20 protein-coding genes are annotated in these 20,064 nt (G+C 60.6%); 6 read left to right on the top strand and 14 right to left on the bottom strand.

The features are described 5' to 3' along the window. Positions 1-369: 369 nt before the first annotated feature. The 6 genes from AC07WT_RS07590 to AC07WT_RS07565 form a co-directional block, all read right to left on the bottom strand. The gene (locus tag AC07WT_RS07590; RefSeq protein ID WP_494946593.1) at positions 370-1,095 is read right to left on the bottom strand and encodes an ABC transporter ATP-binding protein; all 726 of its coding nucleotides are present in this window, start codon (positions 1,093-1,095) and stop codon (positions 370-372) included. Next, a complete protein-coding gene (locus AC07WT_RS07585; protein WP_492581767.1) occupies positions 1,088-1,939 on the bottom strand; it encodes an ABC transporter ATP-binding protein in 852 nt (283 codons plus the stop codon). Before AC07WT_RS07585 ends, AC07WT_RS07590 begins: the two co-directional genes overlap by 8 nt. Then, entirely contained in the window at positions 1,936-3,222 is a 1,287-nt protein-coding gene (gene livM, locus AC07WT_RS07580; protein WP_494946592.1) for a high-affinity branched-chain amino acid ABC transporter permease LivM, read from the bottom strand. Before livM ends, AC07WT_RS07585 begins: the two co-directional genes overlap by 4 nt. After that, positions 3,222-4,139, bottom strand: a complete 918-nt coding sequence (locus AC07WT_RS07575; protein WP_494946591.1) for an ABC transporter permease subunit — start codon at positions 4,137-4,139, stop codon at positions 3,222-3,224. The genes livM and AC07WT_RS07575 overlap by 1 nt, the downstream gene beginning before the upstream one ends. Positions 4,140-4,225: 86 nt before the next feature. Next, a complete protein-coding gene (locus AC07WT_RS07570) occupies positions 4,226-5,347 on the bottom strand; it encodes a branched-chain amino acid ABC transporter substrate-binding protein (protein ID WP_494946590.1) in 1,122 nt (373 codons plus the stop codon). A 244-nt stretch (positions 5,348-5,591) separates the two neighbouring features. Beyond that, positions 5,592-5,990: a nuclear transport factor 2 family protein gene (locus AC07WT_RS07565; protein ID WP_494946589.1), complete on the bottom strand. Its 399-nt coding sequence runs from the start codon at positions 5,988-5,990 to the stop codon at positions 5,592-5,594. 80 nt (positions 5,991-6,070) lie between these two features. Here AC07WT_RS07565 and AC07WT_RS07560 point away from each other — a divergent pair, with 80 nt between their 5' ends. The 3 genes from AC07WT_RS07560 (at position 6,071) to panB (ending at position 8,728) form a co-directional block, all read left to right on the top strand. Next, a complete protein-coding gene (locus AC07WT_RS07560; protein WP_494948393.1) occupies positions 6,071-7,012 on the top strand; it encodes a LysR substrate-binding domain-containing protein in 942 nt (313 codons plus the stop codon). A 124-nt stretch (positions 7,013-7,136) separates the two neighbouring features. Continuing rightward, complete coding sequence (locus AC07WT_RS07555) at positions 7,137-7,580, top strand: PaaI family thioesterase (RefSeq protein ID WP_494948392.1); 444 nt, start codon at positions 7,137-7,139, stop codon at positions 7,578-7,580. Between the two features lie 317 nt (positions 7,581-7,897). Further along, positions 7,898-8,728, top strand: a complete 831-nt coding sequence (gene panB, locus AC07WT_RS07550) for a 3-methyl-2-oxobutanoate hydroxymethyltransferase (protein ID WP_494948391.1) — start codon at positions 7,898-7,900, stop codon at positions 8,726-8,728. 355 nt (positions 8,729-9,083) lie between these two features. On the opposite strand, the gene AC07WT_RS07545 is transcribed toward panB, so the two are convergent. Beyond that, positions 9,084-10,331, bottom strand: coding sequence for a type II toxin-antitoxin system HipA family toxin (locus AC07WT_RS07545; RefSeq protein WP_494946588.1), 1,248 nt, complete (start codon positions 10,329-10,331; stop codon positions 9,084-9,086). Continuing rightward, complete coding sequence (locus AC07WT_RS07540; RefSeq protein WP_492590348.1) at positions 10,324-10,659, bottom strand: helix-turn-helix domain-containing protein; 336 nt, start codon at positions 10,657-10,659, stop codon at positions 10,324-10,326. Before AC07WT_RS07540 ends, AC07WT_RS07545 begins: the two co-directional genes overlap by 8 nt. Positions 10,660-10,875: 216 nt before the next feature. Here AC07WT_RS07540 and AC07WT_RS07535 point away from each other — a divergent pair, with 216 nt between their 5' ends. Continuing rightward, positions 10,876-11,328 (top strand): hypothetical protein, encoded by a 453-nt coding sequence (locus AC07WT_RS07535; RefSeq protein WP_494946587.1) that lies wholly within the window; start codon positions 10,876-10,878, stop codon positions 11,326-11,328. A gap of 851 nt (positions 11,329-12,179) precedes the next feature. Here the strand turns inward: AC07WT_RS07535 and guaA are convergent. From guaA to guaB, 3 genes are all read right to left on the bottom strand, one after another. Further along, entirely contained in the window at positions 12,180-13,763 is a 1,584-nt protein-coding gene (gene guaA / locus AC07WT_RS07530) for a glutamine-hydrolyzing GMP synthase (protein ID WP_492590350.1), read from the bottom strand. 204 nt (positions 13,764-13,967) lie between these two features. Then, the gene (locus tag AC07WT_RS07525) at positions 13,968-14,720 is read right to left on the bottom strand and encodes a hypothetical protein (protein ID WP_494946586.1); all 753 of its coding nucleotides are present in this window, start codon (positions 14,718-14,720) and stop codon (positions 13,968-13,970) included. 6 nt (positions 14,721-14,726) lie between these two features. After that, positions 14,727-16,187 (bottom strand): IMP dehydrogenase, encoded by a 1,461-nt coding sequence (gene guaB, locus AC07WT_RS07520; protein WP_494946585.1) that lies wholly within the window; start codon positions 16,185-16,187, stop codon positions 14,727-14,729. 357 nt (positions 16,188-16,544) lie between these two features. On the opposite strand from guaB, the gene AC07WT_RS07515 reads away from it, so the two are divergent. Continuing rightward, entirely contained in the window at positions 16,545-17,522 is a 978-nt protein-coding gene (locus AC07WT_RS07515) for a DMT family transporter (RefSeq protein ID WP_494946584.1), read from the top strand. Between the two features lie 114 nt (positions 17,523-17,636). Here AC07WT_RS07515 and AC07WT_RS07510 read toward each other — a convergent pair whose 3' ends face one another. Further along, the gene (locus tag AC07WT_RS07510) at positions 17,637-17,969 is read right to left on the bottom strand and encodes an RnfH family protein (RefSeq protein ID WP_492590354.1); all 333 of its coding nucleotides are present in this window, start codon (positions 17,967-17,969) and stop codon (positions 17,637-17,639) included. Then, positions 17,966-18,403 carry a type II toxin-antitoxin system RatA family toxin gene (locus AC07WT_RS07505; RefSeq protein ID WP_494946583.1) on the bottom strand — a complete coding sequence of 146 codons (438 nt, stop codon included), beginning with the start codon at positions 18,401-18,403 and terminating at the stop codon, positions 17,966-17,968. Before AC07WT_RS07505 ends, AC07WT_RS07510 begins: the two co-directional genes overlap by 4 nt. Positions 18,404-18,503: 100 nt before the next feature. Here AC07WT_RS07505 and smpB point away from each other — a divergent pair, with 100 nt between their 5' ends. Then, complete coding sequence (gene smpB / locus AC07WT_RS07500; protein ID WP_115101181.1) at positions 18,504-18,950, top strand: SsrA-binding protein SmpB; 447 nt, start codon at positions 18,504-18,506, stop codon at positions 18,948-18,950. Positions 18,951-19,082: 132 nt separating this feature from the next. On the opposite strand, the gene AC07WT_RS07495 is transcribed toward smpB, so the two are convergent. Then, positions 19,083-20,015: an SPFH domain-containing protein gene (locus AC07WT_RS07495; RefSeq protein WP_494946582.1), complete on the bottom strand. Its 933-nt coding sequence runs from the start codon at positions 20,013-20,015 to the stop codon at positions 19,083-19,085. Between the last annotated feature and the right edge of the window lie 49 nt (positions 20,016-20,064).

Genomic DNA, 20,064 nt, shown 5'->3' with positions numbered 1-20,064 from the left:
TTGAGCGTGCGGGCCGGTGGCCTGCACTTGAATTCGTTCCGTATATGCCGCCATCGTCCCGTGTAGTCCCAGTAGGCAGGCTCATGGATCAGCCCTCATTCTGGAACGCAATCCCGTGGCGGCGATCGATTCGGTTTACAGCATTCTGGTTCTTTGCGAAATTCCGGTCTTGAGGAGGCTCGGCTAATTTGCGCGGAATTCCGCACATTTCTTGAGGATAAACGCCCCTACGTAGGCCAGAGAACCACTTTCCGCAATGGCGCTCAACTCACCTACAGGGCACCATTACTCTGCGGAGAATTGCCGCAATTCCCCTGCCTCGAACCTCGAAAAGTGGGGGCGAGCACCCCGCGCCCTCCAGATCATCGCTCAGGCCGCATCCAATTGAGCGGTGTCGCCCTCCAGATACGCCGCCCGCACAGCAGGGTTGGCCAGCAACTCAGCACCGCTCCCGTCAAGGGCAATCTGCCCGTGCTGGAGAACATACCCTCGATGCGCCACACGCAGCGCGTGATGAGCGTTCTGTTCGACAAGCAGAATCGTCATCCCGAGCTGCTCGTTCAACTCCTTGATAACCGAAAAAATCTTCTTGATGAAGATCGGCGCGAGACCGAGCGACGGCTCATCGAGCAGGAGCAATCTCGGCCGCGACATCAGTGCGCGTCCTATCGCGAGCATCTGCTGCTCCCCTCCTGACAGCGTGCCGGCACGCTGCGAAGCTCTGCTTCTCAGGATCGGGAACATCTCGTACATGCGCTCGAGATCATCCGCGGTCCGGCGATTGCCCGACGTATCGCCCATCAGAAGATTCTCGAGCACGGTCATCCGCTGAAAGATACGGCGCCCTTCGGGCACAACCGCAATATCGAGTTTGCCGATCGCATGCGATGGCAGATTCGAAATCTTCTGTCCGTCGAATTCGACCGTGCCGCCGCTGGCCCGTGGATAGCCGAAAATGGTATTCATCAGCGTCGACTTGCCTGCGCCGTTCGCACCGATCAACGTGACGATCTCGCCAGTCTTCACGCCAAGGCTCACCCCGCGCAGCGCCTGGACGCTGCCATAGTGGGCACTGAGTTCGGTAATCTTAAGCATGAGCTGACTTCTCCTGCGTTGCTTCACCGAGTGACGACGTCTCGTCGTCCTCGCCGAGGTATGCGCTGATCACCTCAGGATTCACCTTGATGTCAGCAGGCAAGCCTTCTGCAATTTTCTTCCCGTGATTGAGCACGACGATATGGTCTGAAACCTTCATGACGACGCTCATATCGTGTTCGATCAACAATATGCCGATGCCCTGCTCCCTGGCGAGCGAGGTCAACAACGCGGTGAGTTCTGCCGACTCGCGCGGATTGAGGCCGGCAGCCGGCTCATCCAGACACAGCAGAATGGGATCTGCGCACATCGCGCGCGCGATCTCGACGCGACGCTGCACCCCATAAGGCATGTCGCCGGCAGGTTTGTTGGCGATATCTCGAACGCTTAATCGCTCGAGCCACATCAAAGCGTTTTCTATCGCCTTGTCGTTCGCGCGTCGAAACGACCTCGCATTGAGTGCGCCAGCAATCGAGAACCTGGACGCGTCCTGCAACACATTGTGCTGGGCGATCATCAGGTTTTCGAGCACGGTCATGCGCGGGAACAGCCGTATGTTCTGGAACGTCCGGACGACCTGGCCAATCCGCGCCACGTCGACATTCTTCATCGCATCCAGCCGAAGCGTCCCATGACGGGGATGCCCCAACGTGATGGCGCCTTTGGTCGGCTTGTAGAAGCCCGTCAGGCAGTTAAAAAACGTCGTCTTTCCGGCTCCGTTCGGCCCGATCACCGACGTCACCTCTCCTGCGCGCGCCGTCATGGACAGGTCTTCGATCGCACGAAGTCCGCCAAACTGCATCGTCAGATTCTCAACGCTGAGCAGCGAAGTAGAGGCGTTCATTGTTTTGCCTCCACGCCAGGCGCGCTGACAGTCGCACGGCGATGGCTGATCAGGCCGCCGGGCCGCACGACCATGATAAAGACCATTGCAACACCGAAAAGCAGCATTCTGTACTCGGAGAAATCACGCCCTAACTCGGGCAAAATCACCAGCAAGGCTGCCGCAAGGACGACGCCGAGCTGGCTCCCCATACCGCCGAGCACCACGATCGCGAGAATCGTGGCCGACTCTGAAAATGTGAAGCTCTCTGGCGAAATGAAACCCTGCCGTGCGGCGAAGAACACGCCGGCGAATCCGGCCAGCATTGCGCCAGTCGCAAAGGCTGACAGTTTCACATTGGTTACGTTGATGCCCATTGCTTTGCAGGCGATCTCGTCTTCGCGCACCGCTTCCCACGCGCGCCCAACAGGTAGCCGTCTGAGGCGCGAAACAAGAAGGTTAGTCAGGAGCGCGAGTGCGAGAATCAGGTAATACAGAAAGACGACTCGCTGGCCGGGCGAGTAATCAAGGCCGAACACGGTCGCGAAGGTCGGACCGTCGCCAGATGCCTGCATGGGCAGCCCGAAGAAGGTCGGCTTCGGAATGGACGAGACGCCGTTGGGTCCGCCTGTCACGTCGCCCCAATTCACGAGTATCAACCGTATGATTTCCCCGAATCCGAGCGTGACGATGGCCAGATAATCGCCTCTGAGCCGGAGAGTCGGGTAACCAAGCAACATGCCGAACGCCGCAGCGAGGCCGCCGGCGATCGGCAAACACTGCCAGAAACCAAAGCCGAAATGCGTCGACAACAGGCCGTATGTGTACGCGCCTACCGCATAGAACGCGACATAACCGAGGTCCAGCAGTCCCGCCAGACCGACAACGACATTCAGGCCCCAGCCAAGCATGACGTAGATCAGTACGGTCGTCGCTGTATCGACGACGTAGCGATTTCCGGCGAACAACGCAGGCAACAGCACGGCGAACGCCACGCATCCGGCCCCGGCCCAGACAAGCGAGCCGTTACCCGCGACTTGAGGAGCGGGTCTGGCGCGCGACCGGCGCTTTGAAAAAAGACTAAAACGCTGCAGCAAAAGCTGCATGACGATGCGCCCGGCAAATGCGATCGCGATGAAAGCCGCCAGCAGCGCCCATCGCGTCTGAACCTCGAGACCATTGCTGCCATCTCGCGTCGTCAAACCCAGCATGGGCAAGCCGACGAGGCCCGCTACCAGCGCCGCGCCAAGTGCATCCTTGACGCGAAAATGTAGATTCGTTTCTTGCATAACGGTCGAACTCATCACACCTTCTCCACTTCGGGTCGGCCGAGAAGCCCGGATGGACGAAACATCAAGACCACAATCAGAATCACGAATGTGGCCACATCCTTGTATTCGGGCGAGAGGTAGGCAGCCCAGAGTGCTTCGATCAAACCGATGATCACACCGCCCAGCATTGCCCCGGGAATCGAGCCAATTCCGCCGAGCACGGCTGCGGTAAACGCCTTGATACCCGCCTCGAATCCGATCGAGAAATCGATCACACCGTAGTAGAGCGTCACCATGACGCCTGCGACGGCCGCCAGTGCGGCGCCAATCATGAACGTCAGGGCGATGATCCGATTGACGTTGTAGCCGAGGAACTGCATCATCCGCTGATCCTGTTCACAAGCTCGCTGCTGTCTGCCGAAAGGTGTTTTATTGATGAACAACGTGAAGGCGCACATCAGCAGAATCGTCACAACGACGATGAGAATTTGCACGTACGAAACGTATGGCCCGTGAAATTGTTCGCCGGAGAAAAGGTTCACCCCTCCCGTCACGAGCGGCTGGATAGACTTGACTCGCGCGCCTTGAGTAAGCTGAACCATGTTCTGCAGGAAGATGGAAATCCCGATTGACGAGATCAGTGGCGCGAGACGATTGGACCCGCGAAGCGGCCGATATCCGACACGTTCGACGGTCCAGCCGAATACGGACGTCAGTGCGATCGATACGATCAGCGTAATTGCAATGCTCGCCACGACCGACGAGATCCCGCTGCCGGCAAGCAGCGTGAAGCAGGTCACGGCGATGAACGCGCTCACCATGTAAATATCGCCGTGAGCGAAATTGATCATGCCGATAATGCCGTAGACCATCGTGTAGCCGATCGCGATCAGGCCGTAGACGGCGCCCAAGGTCAGCCCGTTAATCAGTTGTTGCAATGCCTGGCTCATGTCCTCTCCGGTGAATCTGCTGCAGAGGCGGCGCAGTAGAGCGACGCACCGCCTCTTTCCATGCTACATCGACTGGACAGGACGCTTCACTTTACATAGTCGTAGTTGTTGCCTTTCCAGCGGTAGACCACATAGCCGGGGCTCTTCAGATCGCCTTTCGCGTCGAAATCCACCTGGCCGACTACCGTGCTGAACGATGCGTTGTGAAGCTGCTTCACGATCGCCGCATAGTCCGTGGAGTTGGCTTTCTTCGCGGCCTCTGCGAAAACCTGCATGGCGGCATACGAGTACAGCATGTAGCCTTCCGGCTCGATCTTCTGCGCGCGAAACGCCGCCACCACCTTTGCGGCTGCGGCACTCTTACGCGGGTCGGGCGGGAAGGTGAACAGGACCTTGTTGATTTCCGGCCCTGCGGCAGTCACCAGTTCATTGTTCGTCAGCGTGTCGCCGCCGAGGACCGTCACGTTGAGCCCTGCCTGCGCCGCCTGCCGCAGAATCAGTGCGACTTCCTGGTAGTAGCCGCCGTAAGCAAGAATCTGAATGCCGTTCGCCTTCAGTTTGCTGATCAAACCGGAGTAGTCCTTTTCACCGGCCGCGATCGACTGGCGCAGCGCCACGGGTGTCTGCTTCGCCGCTAGATCTTTTGCAATCTCGTCCGCCAGACCGCCGCCATACGCCGTCTTGTCATCAATAACGGCGATTTTCTTGCCCTTGAAGTTCGCGGCGATATAGTCCGCCGCGACCTCTCCCTGCTGGTCGTCCCTGCCCGTGATACGGAAAATCCCCTTAATGCCGCGCTCCGTAATTTTGGGGTTGGTCGACACAGTCACCTGCGGAATCTGCGCGTCGTTGTAGACATCTGACGCGGGCAACGTGGAACTGGAGCACCAGTGGCCATCGACGAACGCCACCTTCTTGTTGACGAAACTGTTGGCGACGGAAACCGCCTGCTTGGGATCGCAGACGTCATCACCGACGACCAGGTCGAGTTGCTGCCCGAGCAAACCACCTGCCGCATTGATGTCTTTCACCGCCTGTTCCGCGCCTTTGCGAAACTGGTCGCCCCCCGATGCGTACTCCCCCGTCATCGGACCGGCCACTCCCACCACAACGCTTGCGTCCGCAGTGGCCGAACAGGCCAGAGCCATTCCGCCCATGCTGAGTGCCGCACCTAATTTAACCAATCCTTTCCGGCCGTTCATAACCATCTCCAAGAGCAGGCTTCGATGCAGGAACGAACAGGTCTCGGCTATCGTTCCTGAGTGTCGCCTCGCGTTCGTTCACGAGGTAGAGCGCAGGTTGCCGACATCAAAAACAGGTTGGAATTTGATTGTTCGAAAGCGGGGATTAGGTGCAGCCTAAAGATGCGGAATACCGCGTTGTATGCGCGGCAAAACGCACAATTCAGCGGTTCGACCAGAGACATGATCGAGTAAACGACTAGTCGGCAAACTACGCGTACTTATCGCCGACAGTGCTGCGGATAGGATAAGTGTCGTACACAATTATCATGCGCTCGACCAGCCCGTTGGCGCTGAACTCGAACACATCGACGCACTCGAAGCTCGCCGCGGAGCCGTCTTTCAGCACCCAATCGTAGATGAAGTAACCCGTCGCACGCCGAGCGCCCGTTGTGCTCACGCAGATGTCGATAGGCCTGATCGTGCTCTCTCCCGATGCTTCGCTGACTTTGGCAAAGAACGGTGCAGCTTGCATCCAACCGAGAAACGGCGAGAAAATCTGTGCGTCCGGTGCAAACAGGGCGCAGATCGCGGCGACGTCGCCGCGCTCCAACTCTTTGAGGTAGGTGCGAACCTGCTGCGTATAGAGTAGTTCCGGCGACGACACCACAGTAACCTCCGATAATTCGTTAAAGATGCGGCCCGGTCAAACGAGCACGCCCCTGGTTGAAACACGATAGCGACGCGCCGATGACCGAACAATCGAAAAATCCGCAAGCGGGGTATGCAACCGGAACATACCCGCTGGCCGATCTGACCCGCCCGCTGCCGTCGCTAGCTGGATTTCAGGCGTTCGTCGCTGCGGCGTCTCTCGGCAGCGTCAGCAAGGCCGCAGACCATCTGTGCCGCACGCAGGGAGCGGTCAGCCGGCAGATCCAGCAACTGGAAGCGCACTATCAATGTGCGCTGTTCGTGCGTCACGCGTCGGGGCTGGCATTGACAGCAGAGGGGAACACGCTGCTCACGGTGGCAGTCCACGTGCTGACGCAACTCGTTCAGCATGCTGCAATTCAGCATGGCGCGACGTCGGTGATTACGCTGCGGTTACCGTCCACGTTTGCGATTCGCTGGTTGCTCCCGCGGCTGGCAGAAATCAACAATGCGCTGGGCGGCACTGAGCTGCGCATCTCGACATCCGCTGACGACATGCCGGATTTCACCGCGCCAGATGTCGACGCCGTTGTCGTGCGTGGCACCGGACAGTGGGCGGGCGTAGAAGCGGTACCGCTGTTTGCCGAGACGCTCACGCCGATGTGCACACCCGCATTGGCTGCGTCTCTCAGATCGGTCGCTGATCTTGCGGACGCGACGTTGCTACATCCTGGACCTGGTTATGCGGAATGGCGTGGTTGGCTTGATGGTGTCGGGGCGACGTACATCAATGCTCGACAGGGGCTTGTATTCGATACACTTGAATTGACGCTCACTGCCGCAGCAGAAGGTCATGGGGTTGCAATCGGCGATCCACGCATGGCGCAAGAAAAACTTAATGTGGGTTCCCTGATGACGCCGTTTCGCGAGGTAGTGCGAAACGGTGCGTCGTACTTTCTGGTATATCCATCTCAACGTGCGGCCCAGCCGAAGATTCGTGTCCTTGCCGACATCCTCGTGCGGCTGGCGCAAGAAGAGTGACTTACCCGAGTGCGCCAAACAAAAGCAATCGCCACATGCGTCCGCTGAGCTGTCGGTCGCGTCATCGGCATTGGAGCCGCTCGCGTCGCGCGATGATATGGAATTTACCAATACAATCCCCTTTATGGCACATATACCCGACTCCCTCTTCGCCGAACGCATTCGCGCCAGCTTCATGCGCCAGAATGCGATGACGTTGATCCAGGCGACTCTGCCCGTAATTGAACACGGCCACACCGAAATTCACCTACCAGTTTGGAGTGGTGTCGAGCAGCAGCACGGCTTCGTACATGGCGGCGTGGTGGGTATGATTGCCGACTCCGCAGGCGGCTACGCTGCGATGACCTTGGTGCCGGCCAGTGCGTCTGTATTGACTGTCGAATACAAGATGAATCTGGTCGCTCCGGCCGACGGCGAAATCCTGATCGCCCGTGGCCAGGTTGTCCGCCCCGGCCGTACGCTAATCGTCACTCAGGCAGAGGTATTCGCTGTCAAAGACGGCCGTGAAACGCTTTGTGCACTGATGCAACAAACGATCATGGTGATGCACGACAAGCTGGAGAAGTAGGACCAGGTGGACCGGAGCCAGTCCAGCTTGGCGAGATGGTTCAGTGGTCTCGACGAACTCCGGCATGGAGCCGCACTCAGCCCGTTGACATAGGTGCAATACCGGCCTGAAGCACTCAGTCAACGTTTCAAAAGCGAACATAAAGTGTTGCTTCGAATCCGGCGCGCGCGACTTAGTCTTTTATCGAGGCCCTCTGAACTTCAGCGGCAGGCGATGACAACTTGAACTCAGTCGAACGTGGCATGAACTCGACCTGCTCTTTGGCAGCTCGGCAAACACGCTACAAGTGTGAACTTCTTCAACATCGAGTAATGAATATGTCTGGATATCTTCAAGAAGGCCAAAGCACCGTGCGCAGCAAAGTGGTCACCGCGCCTTCACTATTGAATATGAAAAGTGCAGGCGAAAAGATTGCGATGCTGACCTGCTACGACGCCAGCTTCGCTTCGCTGATGGACCGCTGTGGCGTTGATGTGATGCTGGTAGGGGATTCACTGGGCAACGTGTTGCAGGGGCACAGCACGACATTGCCGGTCACACTTGCGGATATTGCTTATCACACGGCGTCTGTCACCCGAGGGAACCGATCTGCATTGGTGGCCGCGGACATGCCATTCGGTACCTATGCAACTCCGCAGTCTGCATTCGACAACGCGGTGAAACTCATGCAGGCAGGTGCGCATATGGTCAAACTCGAAGGGGGAGCCTGGCTGGTCGATACCGTGAAATTTCTCACTGAACGTGGTGTACCAGTTTTCGCTCATCTGGGCTTGACGCCGCAGTCCGTGCATCGACTCGGTGGCTTCAAGGTACAGGGTAAAAAAGCGGAAGACGCAGAGCAATTGAAAGCCGATGCTATGGCACTGCAGACAGCAGGCGCATCTCTCCTCCTCCTTGAGGCCATTCCGACCTCACTAGGCAAGGAGGTGACGGAGATGCTAGACATCCCGACAATTGGTATTGGAGCCGGTCCGGACTGTTCGGGTCAAGTGCTCGTGATGCACGACATGTTGGGCGTGTTCCCCGGCAAAACCGCTCGCTTCGTGCGTAACTTCATGGACGGGCAGTCGAGCATCGAAGGAGCGATCCGCGCCTATATCGAGGCGGTGAAGAACAAATGCTTCCCTGCGCCGGAACACTGCTTTTAAGCAGCGCCACGTCAAACGATTTCGTCTTCATATCACGTAGGACCGCGCACCGCTTCTGCGCCGGCAACCGTCGTCGTGCGACGGTCCGCTGTCTGGCCGTAGCCGACGCTCGAACGTCTGTGGAAGCGTGAGCGAACGGTCGCAGATGACCGGTCACAGCCTTTTGACGGACAGCCCCATGCGAAAGGCCGCTCCGGGTCGGCTACCGAAGTTGGACGCCGCGTCGGAGGTCCTGATCGCCCGGCCTTCGCCGAGCGTCCAACAGTTTCTCCCGCGCCAAGGCGGGCGAGACACCTCCCCGGCGATACCGCCACCAATACCGTCAGGCTCTTTCGAACGCGGTCCTCGATACCGGTCACAACCGCAATGCAGCGCAAAGATCATCGTGCTCGAAGGCACTCGCCATGCGTGCGATCTCCGCTCGCCTGCAACCGACCTCCTCGGCAACCGCTTGCCATGTCTGGGTCACGTCAGCCACCTCCCGCATCGTGGCCCGAGCCTGTTTCAGCGACAAGCCGAAAAACTCCGCCGCATTTTCAAGGAGGCCGACCGAACACGTTCCCTCGTCGAGATCGATGTTAGTCGTCAGGATGCGCGCCTTAACATCGGTTGGCGTGGGATTGAGGTCATAGGCCGGTGACAACACCCACCCATCGCGCCCCGCCCACAGGAAGCCGTGGTTGCGCAGATGGTCATCGACATTGGAAACCAGCACATTGAACGTCACGCGTCGATATAACTGCGCAGCATCGGCCCGCGCCTTCGCTCCGTGTTGTGTCAGTGCGTCAACCAGTTCGGGATAACTGCCGCGTTGACCGTCCCGCGACCCCGTCATTGACATAGCCGAGAGAAAGGGAATGCGAATGCTCCCCGAGCGATCGAAGCGACGCGACAGCAGCACAGGCTTGCCCGCTACCTGGAGCAGTTCATGATGCGGGGTGGAAATGCCGGCGCGTTCAGCCAATCGCAGGGCGATTTCCTCCCAGGTCTCAATGCTGTATTCGTCGGTCTCCTTCGGGAATTTGGCAATCGACAAATGGCCGTACTGGTCGATGACCGAGGCCTTGGGACGTGCGCCACCGAGTGACGACCCAGGCGCGAAGATCAGTTGCAAATCCTCATCGGTTTCCTCGTCCCGCAGGATGCGCTCAGTGATTTGAAGCAGCCGCCCCAATTCGATCAGCGCGGGGACACCGGCGGGCACGGGCGCCTGGAATTCGTCTTCTCCGCTCCAGCAGAATCGCAGCGCGCCCAGGCGCGTTTCATCAGCTACGCCCAGCAGATAGTCCAGTTCACCGAGCGTGCGGACGCGCCGTCCTTCTCGTTCGGCTTGTCGACGCTCCGCGCGCTGCATGAGGCGGCGCCCCCAGGTATCCGGCGCCGAATCGCCGATCGAACCAAAGATGGGTTGATCAGGCTGCGATGGGAAGACACCGCGCGTCAACGCCAGCGCCGGCTCAATCGAAAAGCGCTCGTCGTCGGCCAGCCAGGTCTCGTCATATTCGAACGTGACCGTTTCTTCCCGACGCGACGCATGGCGTCTGAGCAGCCCCACTGGCCGCGGCGTGCCGTCGAGATCGATATACACCTCGACATCAGCCATGGCCACCCGTCCCCCCGCTACGGGGCAGCCGGACGCGCTGCGGCAATGCCGCGGTTGCCAGCGACTGCCCCACTGTATCCCGGGCAGCGTCGGCAACCTCCAGTAGTCCATCCAGAAGCCCAAGCGCTTGCAGCACGGCCGCATAGATGCCGATGCTAACGCCCGGATCACCCCCCTCGACGCGCTGCAGAGTTGCTCTCGACGTGAAGGCCCGCTCGGCAACCACCGCCATGGTCAACCGGCGGCGGCGGCGCGCATCGTGAATATCGGCGCCCAATTTACGCAGCGCCCGCCTGACGCCGGCCGAAGAAGCGTGAGGGGTTGGCATTTTGCTACCTTGATAAGTCTCTAACTCCATTAATGTAGCACGAAGATTACATTACCGCCAAACGACATGGCTACGGAGGACGATCAGTGCCCGAACAGTTTCATAAACCGCGAAGACCTAGCATTTCAAGATGATTCGTGAGAGATACGATCACCAGTACCGCCATACTCGTTCCAGCGCTGAAGCGTGGCAAAGTCGGGTAACAATTGCAGTAGCATGATGATCCTTCGAGTTCATTGCACACAAAAGTACGGATACTGGAGCTTTGGCGAGTGGAATCAGCGCGCACGTCGATATGCGGCCATTGTTTACGGCGCGGGTGAAGCGTTCCGAAGCACGGGTGCGGCGCTAGGCCAAGTGCTGCACGAGGTGAATGGCTCCGGCGCTCTGTACTTGGGTGACCTGGACCCCAAGGGCATTGGCATCCCGCTCGAGTTCAATCGGTCCGTCGCCGCCGATGAGCCCGAAGTCCTACCCGCTGTCGAGTGGTACGAGTGGCTGCTGTCCCACGGTCGTCGGCGCGAGAAGGCCGACTGTGCCGCCTCCGCGTCGCGATCAGCGATCACGTGGCTGGGTAGCACACTTGGAAACGAACTGGCGAGCGTATGGGCGACAGGCCGCTGGATTCCTCAAGAGGCTCTGGGGTTCGAGCAACTGCAGGCGCTGTAAAGAAGCGCTTCGGATGCCGAAGGGTACTGTTCTTAAACCTCCGCAGGGACGATAAGTGTCGCCGGCGAGCACCGCATCAAGCGGCTTAATGTCAGCCCTTGAAGGTCGCGGCAGGAGTCTTATCACGTCATCGCGCGCCAGAAGCGAGGGCCGGAACCACCGCCTTTCCTAAGTTCATCGTCCGCGACGGCCAGGAGCGCGCGGACGGGTGCCGTCAAGGAAAGAAGCGCCGGGTGGGTGCGGCGCGCAGGCGCCGCCGAGGACAGCCCGGCGCGCCTTGACGGCGCACGGTCGCGGGCTACAGTCGCGGACAATGTGATGAATTCAGGGAAGACTGCTGGACAGGCAACCGACCACAGTTGGCGCAGACCCCACGCAACCGAAGCGCGCAGGCCCGGATCAAGAAACCACGACCGGTTCGAGCTCCGCATCGACATTCATGTTGAATAAGCGCCGCATAAGACCGTGCATATGGTGAAGGCTTTGCTACTTTCCGGTCGCAATGCGCGCGACGTCCCCTGTTCGTGCGCTCAACACCGCCGCAATCAGGGCCTCGTGCCACGATCCGCAAGCAGACAAGCCAAAGCGTCTGCAGCATCGCCCAGATACCGTCAAAGATACCGTCGGTACCGCTGACGGTATTAAGCGAGCCCCTCCGCGTGCTGCCTGCGTATACCGTCAGAAATATCGTCAAATTGCGGTTGCCCGGGCTCGCAGCAGGTGCGGATGCACTTTTAGAATTCCCATATTTCTCAAAGGCTTACAAACCTGCACCGGCCAATTTAGAACTGGGCGTGCGTTATTCACCACCCACCGTAGAATTTTGATTTTAAAGAGAATTTCAGGAGCCCCTACTCCCACTCGATCGTTGCCGGCGGCTTACCCGAGATGTCGTACACCACCCGGTTGATTCCGCGCACTTCGTTGATGATCCGGTTCGACACATGCCCCAGCAATTCATGCGGCAGATGCGCCCAGTGCGCAGTCATGAAGTCCAGCGTCTGCACGGCGCGCAGCGCGACGACGTACTCGTAAGTGCGGCCGTCGCCCATCACGCCGACGCTCTTCACCGGCAGAAACACCGCGAACGCCTGGCTCGTCAAATCGTACCAGGACTTGCCGGTTTCCTTATCGATGAAGGTGTGCAGCGTCTCGATGAAAATCGCATCCGCACGACGCAACAGGTCGGCGAAATCGCGCTTCACTTCGCCGAGAATCCGCACGCCCAGACCCGGGCCCGGGAACGGATGGCGATACACCATCGCCGGCGGCAAACCGAGCTTGACGCCGAGTTCGCGCACTTCATCCTTGAAGAGTTCGCGCAACGGCTCGAGCAGCTTCAGATTCAGCGTCTCAGGCAGGCCGCCCACGTTGTGATGGCTCTTGATCGTCTGCGTTGCCTTCTTGCCCTTGCCGGCCGATTCGATCACGTCCGGATAGATCGTGCCTTGCGCGAGCCACTTCGCGTCGGTGAGCTTGCCGGCTTCAGCCTGGAACACTTCGACGAATTCCGCGCCGATGATCTTGCGCTTCGCTTCCGGGTCAGTGACGCCCTTCAGCTTCGAGAGGAACACTTCGCTCGCGTCGACGTGAATCACCTTCACGCCGAGGTGATCGGCGAAGGTCGCCATCACCTGCTCGGCTTCGTTCAGGCGCAAGAGGCCATGGTCGACGAACACGCAGGTCAGCTGATCGCCGATCGCGCGATGCAACAGCGCCGCCGCCACCGACGAATCCACGCCGCCCGACAAGCCCAGAATCACATGCTCGCTGCCGACCTGCTCGCGAATCTTCGCGACCGCTTCGTCGATGTAATGGCCCATTTCCCAGTCGGGCCTGGCGCCGCAAATCTGCAGCACGAAGCGCTCGAGCATCGCGCGGCCCTGCACGGTGTGCGTGACTTCCGGGTGCCATTGCAGACCGTAGAAATGGCGCTTTTCGTCAGCCATCGCCGCGATCGGGCACGATTCCGTCGACGCCATCAGCGCGAAGCCCGGCGGCATTTCCAGCACCTTGTCGCCGTGGCTCATCCACACTTTCAGCATGCCGTGCCCTTCCGGCGTGGTGAAATCGCTGATGCCCTCGAGCAGGCTCGTATGGTTGCGCGCGCGCACTTCGGCATAACCGAATTCGCGCAGGTGGCCGATATCGACCTTGCCGCCCAGTTGCTCGGCCATCGCCTGCATGCCGTAGCAGATGCCGAGCACAGGCACGCCGAGTTCGAACACCGCTTGCGGCACGCGCGGCGTATCCGTTTCGGTGACCGAGCTCGGCCCGCCGGACAGGATCACGCCCGTCGGCGCGAAGTCGCGAATGAACGACGCATCGACGTCGTAGGGATGAATTTCCGAATACACGTTGGCTTCGCGAACGCGACGTGCAATCAGTTGGGTGACTTGCGAACCGAAGTCGAGGATCAGGATCTTGTCATGCATGGCAGCGGACGGAGTCAAAAGTGAACGGATACGGGATGCCGCGCACGAAGCGCGGCGTTGAATTCAAAGCGGTCCGCCTGGCGGACCGTCGAGCATGAAGCGCAACGATGAAGCGCGTCCAGATGTTCAGCACCGCAGGCGCACTCACTTGCGGCGCGCACGAACGATCCGGTAGCTTCGGCAGACGGTTTGGCGCTGAGCGCGTCAGCCATGAAACGGCGGCCGGGGCGCGCCGGGTGCATCGGCGGCTGCGTTACGGGCCTCGTCGCGCGCGGCGGCGGTTTCAGCCCGCGCAGCTCGCTCCGACGCCGTCAGACCAGGTTCGTCGACCACCGGATGAACCGGCGCCGCCGAAACTGGATTGACGGGGCGCGTCGCCGGCAAGACAGGCTCGACCACCGGCTCCGCGCGATAGGCCGAAAATTCAGCCGTCACACGACCGGGTTCGCGCTTGTTGCCTGCATCTTTGACTGTCTCTTTGCCGGCATCTCTGGCTGCATCTTTCGCGGCCTGCCGCTCGGCGCGCCCGGTAGCGGCGGCCTCAGCCAGCCGCACCTTCTCGCGACGCCGCACCGCGCCTGACAAACGCACGCCGCCGAGGCCGATCAGCAGCAGCACTACACCGGTCAGCACCGCGACGATCTGCCCAAAGCCGGTCAACGCCGGCGTATGCAAGCCGAGCAGCCATACCAGCATCAACACGCCGGTCAGCCAGTTCACATGCCCGACTACCTTGGCGACCGTCGACGTCAGCGCACCGTCGATCGACGCATGCAACGCAAGCCACGCGAGCCCGATCAGCGCCACGCCGAACCCCTGGCCGGCCAGAGCCGGCTGGGTTTGCACCAGTTGCAGCGCGTTGTACAGCGAAGTCCAGGGCGTCAGCAGAAACAGCAGGCCGAACGCAAGCAACAGCAAGGCATCGAGGATGAGTACAGCGCGCAGCAATGGCTTCATTCGCGTTTAGTCCACGTGGTAGTTGGGCGCTTCCTTGGTGATCTGCACGTCATGCACATGCGACTCGCGCAAGCCCGCGCCCGTGATCTGCACGAACTCGGCCTTGTCGTTCATCTCCGCGATCGTGCGGCAACCGCAGTAGCCCATGCTGGCGCGCACGCCGCCGATCAGCTGGAACAGGATCGCGTTGACCGAGCCCTTGTAGGCGACGCGGCCTTCGATGCCTTCCGGCACCAGCTTGTCGATGTTTGCGGAGTTGTCCTGGAAGTAGCGGTCCGCCGCGCCGTCCTTCATCGCGCCGACCGAGCCCATGCCACGGTACGACTTGTACTGGCGGCCCTGATACAGGAACACGTCGCCCGGCGCTTCTTCAGTACCGGCGAACATGCTGCCCATCATCACGGCATTCGCACCCGCTGCCAGCGCCTTGCTGATGTCGCCCGAGAAGCGCACGCCGCCGTCTGCGATGACCGGCACGCCCGTGCCCTTCAAGGCTTCGGACACGTTGGCGATCGCAGTGACCTGCGGCACGCCGACGCCGGCGACGATCCGTGTCGTGCAGATCGAGCCCGGGCCGATACCGACCTTCACACCGTCCGCACCGTACTCGACCAGCGCCTTCGCAGCTGCGGCAGTCGCAATGTTGCCGCCGATCACTTCGACGTGCGGGAAATTATGCTTGACCCACCTGACGCGCTCGAGCACGCCCTTGCTGTGGCCGTGCGCCGTATCGACGACGATCACGTCGACGCCCGCCTGCGCCAGCAGCGCCACGCGCTCTTCGTTGTCTTCGCCGACACCGACCGCCGCGCCCGCGCGCAGCTTGCCGTGTTCGTCTTTACATGCGTCCGGGTGCTCGGTTTGCTTGGTGATGTCCTTGACGGTCATCAAGCCGCGCAGTTCGAAGGCGTCATTGACGACCAGCACGCGCTCGAGGCGGTGGCTGTGCATCAGCGCCTTGGCTTCGGCGAGCGGCGTGCCTTCCTTGACAGTGACGAGGCGCTCGCGCGGCGTCATGATATTGCGCACCGGCTCGTCCAGACGCTCTTCAAAACGCAAGTCGCGGTTCGTGACGATACCGACCAGTTGCGCGCCTTCCACGACCGGGAAGCCCGAAATGCCATGCTGGCGCGACAGCGCGATCACGTCGCGCACCTTCATTTGCGGCGGAACCGTGATCGGATCGCGCACGACGCCCGATTCGAAGCGCTTGACCTTGGCGACTTCACGCGCCTGCTCGGCCGGCGTGAGGTTCTTGTGGATGATGCCCACGCCACCCATTTGCGCCATTGCGATCGCGAGACGGGCTTCGGTGACGGTGTCCATCGCGGCGGACACGAGCGGCATATTCAGGGAGATGTTGCGGGTCAGCCGGGTCTTGAGGCTGGTGTCGCGCGGCAGAACATCGGAGTAGGCCGGGACGAGGAGCACGTCATCGAACGTGAGTGCTGTTTGGATCAGACGCATGGCAAATCCTATAGGCGCAAAAGCGAATTATACGCGATACCTCCCCGGTTTTCACTGCACGAACAGCAGCTTAGCGAATTTCAGGCGATTTTTTTCGTGACTTTTCGTGACTTCAGGCACTTCGATTTCGCTTGCCTGTTCGGCTCGGGTTCGATCGGATTTCGTTTGTGCGTTCGCAGGCGGCGAGCCGCCAGCCGGGGTGAGCGCCGGAATTTGCTCCGGCGCTCGCGCCGAATCGGGGCGGCCACACGCCGCTGAATACGACGGAATCCGGCCGCGAATGCAGAATCAAACAAGACGCGCCGCCCTCCAACCGGCTATTCTCCGCACCATTCCAGTTTTTTGCAGGGGCAGTCGATGCAGCGCGGCGTGGCATATGGGGTGATGGCCGGGGCCTTATGGGGCATGGTGTTTCTGGTGCCGCGGGTATTGCCCGATTTTTCGCCGCTGCTGCTGAGCGCCGGCCGCTACACGATGTACGGCGTCGTCTCGCTGGCCGCCGCGCTGCCGATGGCGCGCTCGCTCGTCAAACGCCTGACCCGCGAGGATCTCGGCGCGCTCGTCAAGCTGGCTCTGGCGGGCAACCTGCTCTATTACCTGCTGCTGACGGCCGCCGTCCATATGGTCGGCATCGCGCCGGCGTCGCTGATCGTCGGCGTGTTGCCGGTCACGGTGACGCTGCTCGGCCGGCGCGACCACGGCGCCGTGCCGCTCGCGCGCCTCGCGTGGCCGCTGGCGATGGTGATGGCGGGCATCGCGTGCATCAACGTCGACGTGTTTACCGTGGCGGACAGCACGCCGGTGAGCATCGTCACGAAGCTGGCCGGCCTCGCCTGCGCGGTCGGCGCGCTGGCTTGCTGGACGTGGTTCGCGGTCGAAAACGCCCGCTATCTGCAACGCCAGACACATTTCAGCGGCAACGAATGGTCTGTGTTATGGGGCGTGATAACCGGCGCGCTCGGCGCCGCCCTGTGGCTGGTGGTCGCCGTGCTGCCGTCCGGCAGCCTGCAAAGCACGCTTGCGGACAACCGCTGGCACACCTTCTGGGTGCTGAATCTGGCCCTCGCGATCGGCGCTTCGTGGCTCGGCAACGGCCTGTGGAACGCCGCGTCGAAGCGCTTGCCGCTGACGCTGTCCGGTCAGTTGATCGTGTTCGAAACGCTGTTCGCACTGCTCTACGCGTTCATCTACGACCAGCGGCTCCCGCGTCCGCTGGAAACGGCGGCGATTTTGCTGCTGGTGGCGGGGGTGAGCTGGTCGGTGCGCCAGCATGCCGGCGACGATTCGTCCGGCGAGCCCTCGATCGAGGAGAAGGCACAGGTTTCGGCGCACTGAGGTTTGCGCAGGCGCGCCGGCATCGCGCAATGGCCGCGGTTCACGCGAACCGGTTAGCGCGCTACAGCCGAAGTACAGGCCGAAGTACAGGCTGAAGCGCGCCACGGGATGCACTCAGCGCGAATCCTTGTTCTGCCAGCGGCGGCCTTCGATCGAACCCGCCTTGCGGGTCTTCTCGACGCGCCGCTGACGCGACACCTTCGGATCCACCAGAAGCGGCCGGTAAATCTCAACCCGGTCGTGGTCGGCGAGCACCGTATCCAGTGTTTTGACCTTGCCGAACACGCCGACCTTCTGCTTCGTCAGATCGATTTGCGGGTGGCGCTGCAGGATGCCGCTCGCGTCGAGCGCCTGCTGCACCGTGGCGCCTTCGGGCAACTCGATGGCGATCAGCGTCTGCGTATCGGCGAGCGCGTAGCAGACTTCAATCGACAAGCGCGCGCTCATGCCTTACCGTAGCGCTGATCGGCGCGCTTCACGAATGACTCGACAAAGGTGTTGGCAATGTGGCTGAACACCGGCCCGATGATCTTCTCGAGAATGACGTTGGTGAATTCGTAGTGCAATGCGAATTCGATCTTGCAGGCATCGGCCCGCAGCGGCGTGAAACGCCAGAAACCGGTGAATTTGCGAAACGGGCCGTCCGCGAATTCCATGTCGATGCGCGTGGGCCGCTCCATGCTGTTGTGGGTGGCGAAATGCTGCTTGATGCCCTTGAAGTTGATATCGATCTTCGCCTCCATGCCGGTTTCGTCCTGGCGGCGGATTTCGACTCCCCCGCACCACGGCAGGAAGTTGGGGTAATCGGCGACGTCGGTGACGAGGTCGAACATCTGTTCCGCCGAATGGCGGATTAACACGGTTTTCTGGACATCCGCCATAAATTGAACAGCACGTGGCAAGGGTGGACAAGCGCCGCGGGCTTTCCTTGCCCCGCTTTGCTAAAATCGTGATTTTAAACGAGTTGGGCACTTTCCATTCATGAGCATCATCGACAACAGAAAAGCCTTCTACGACTACTCGGTCGAAGAACGCTATGAAGCAGGGCTCGTGCTCGAAGGATGGGAGGTCAAGGCGCTGCGCGCCGGGCGCGGCCAGATCAAGGAAGGTTACGTGGTGATCCGTAACGGCGAACTGTTCCTGATCGGCACGCACATCAGCCCGCTGCCCGAAGCCTCGACCCACATCAACCCGGACCCGGTGCGCACGCGCAAGCTGCTTCTGCATAGCGAGGAAATCAGCAAACTGATCGGCAAGGTCGAGCAGCGCGGCTATACGCTCGTGCCGCTGAACTTCCATTACAAAGGCGGCCGCGTCAAATGCGAGATCGGTCTGGCGAAGGGCAAGAAGCTGCACGACAAGCGCGAGACCGAAAAGAAGCGCGACTGGGAACGCGAAAAGGCGCGCCTGATGCGCTCGCCGACATGATCTGATCGGCGTCGCATGATGCGCGGATTTGCCGCGCTTTGTTTGCCGCCTTGCTTTCCAAAGCAGTAATTCAACAAAAAATGGCCCGCCGATTCTTCAGCGGGCCATTTTTTTCGGCAAGGACAAAAGCGCTCAGCGCATGTCCGATACGCCCTTCCCTTTGTTCACGATCGTCAACGCCGACGCGATCATCGAACTCATCTCCGCAAGATTGCCCGGCACGATCAGCGTGGTGCCCTGCTTCGCCAGATTGCCGAACGCGTTCACATATTGTTCGGCCACCTTCAGATTCACCGCCTCCATCCCACCATGCGACTGGATCGCCGCTGCAATCTTCTGAATCGCCTGTGAGTTGGCTTCCGCCACCGCCAGAATCGCCGCCGCCTGCCCTTGCGCCTGGTTGATGGCCGCCTGCCGCTCGCCCTCCGACTTCTGGATCGCCGCCTCGCGGCCGCCTGACGCGATGTTGATCTGCTCCTGCTTGCGCCCTTCCGACGCCGCGATCAGCGCGCGCTTTTCACGCTCGGCGGTGATCTGCGCCTGCATTGCGTGGAGAATTTCCTTCGGCGGCGTCAGGTCCTTGATCTCGTAGCGCAGCACCTTTACGCCCCAGTTCGCGGCGGCCTCATCGAGCGCGGACACGATGCTGTGGTTGATGAAGTCGCGCTCTTCGAACGTCTTGTCGAGTTCGAGCTTGCCGATCACCGAACGCAGCGTGGTCTGCGACAACTGCGTGATCGCGAACACGAAATTGCTCGACCCGTACGACGCCTTCATCGGGTCGGTGACCTGAAAATACAGTACGCCGTCCACCTGCAACTGCGTGTTGTCGCGCGTGATACAGACCTGGCTTGGCACTTCGAGCGGGATTTCCTTGAGGATGTGCTTATAAGCGATCCGGTCGACGAACGGAAACGCGAAACTCAAGCCCGGCGTCAACGTGCGGTGATAGCGGCCAAGCCGCTCCAGCACCCACGCATGCTGCTGCGGCACGATCTTGAGCGTCTGCGCCGCCAGCACGATCACGATGATCAGAAGCACCGCCCCGACGATGGTCGAATCCATTGCTGCCCTCCCGTCTGTAGTTCGAATTGTTGCGCGTGCGCGGTCCGTA

Source organism: Paraburkholderia sp. GW821-FHT02A12 (assembly GCF_059422005.1).
The sequence above is the reverse complement of the archived record's forward strand: the minus strand, read 5'-3'. Positions and strand labels throughout refer to the sequence as shown.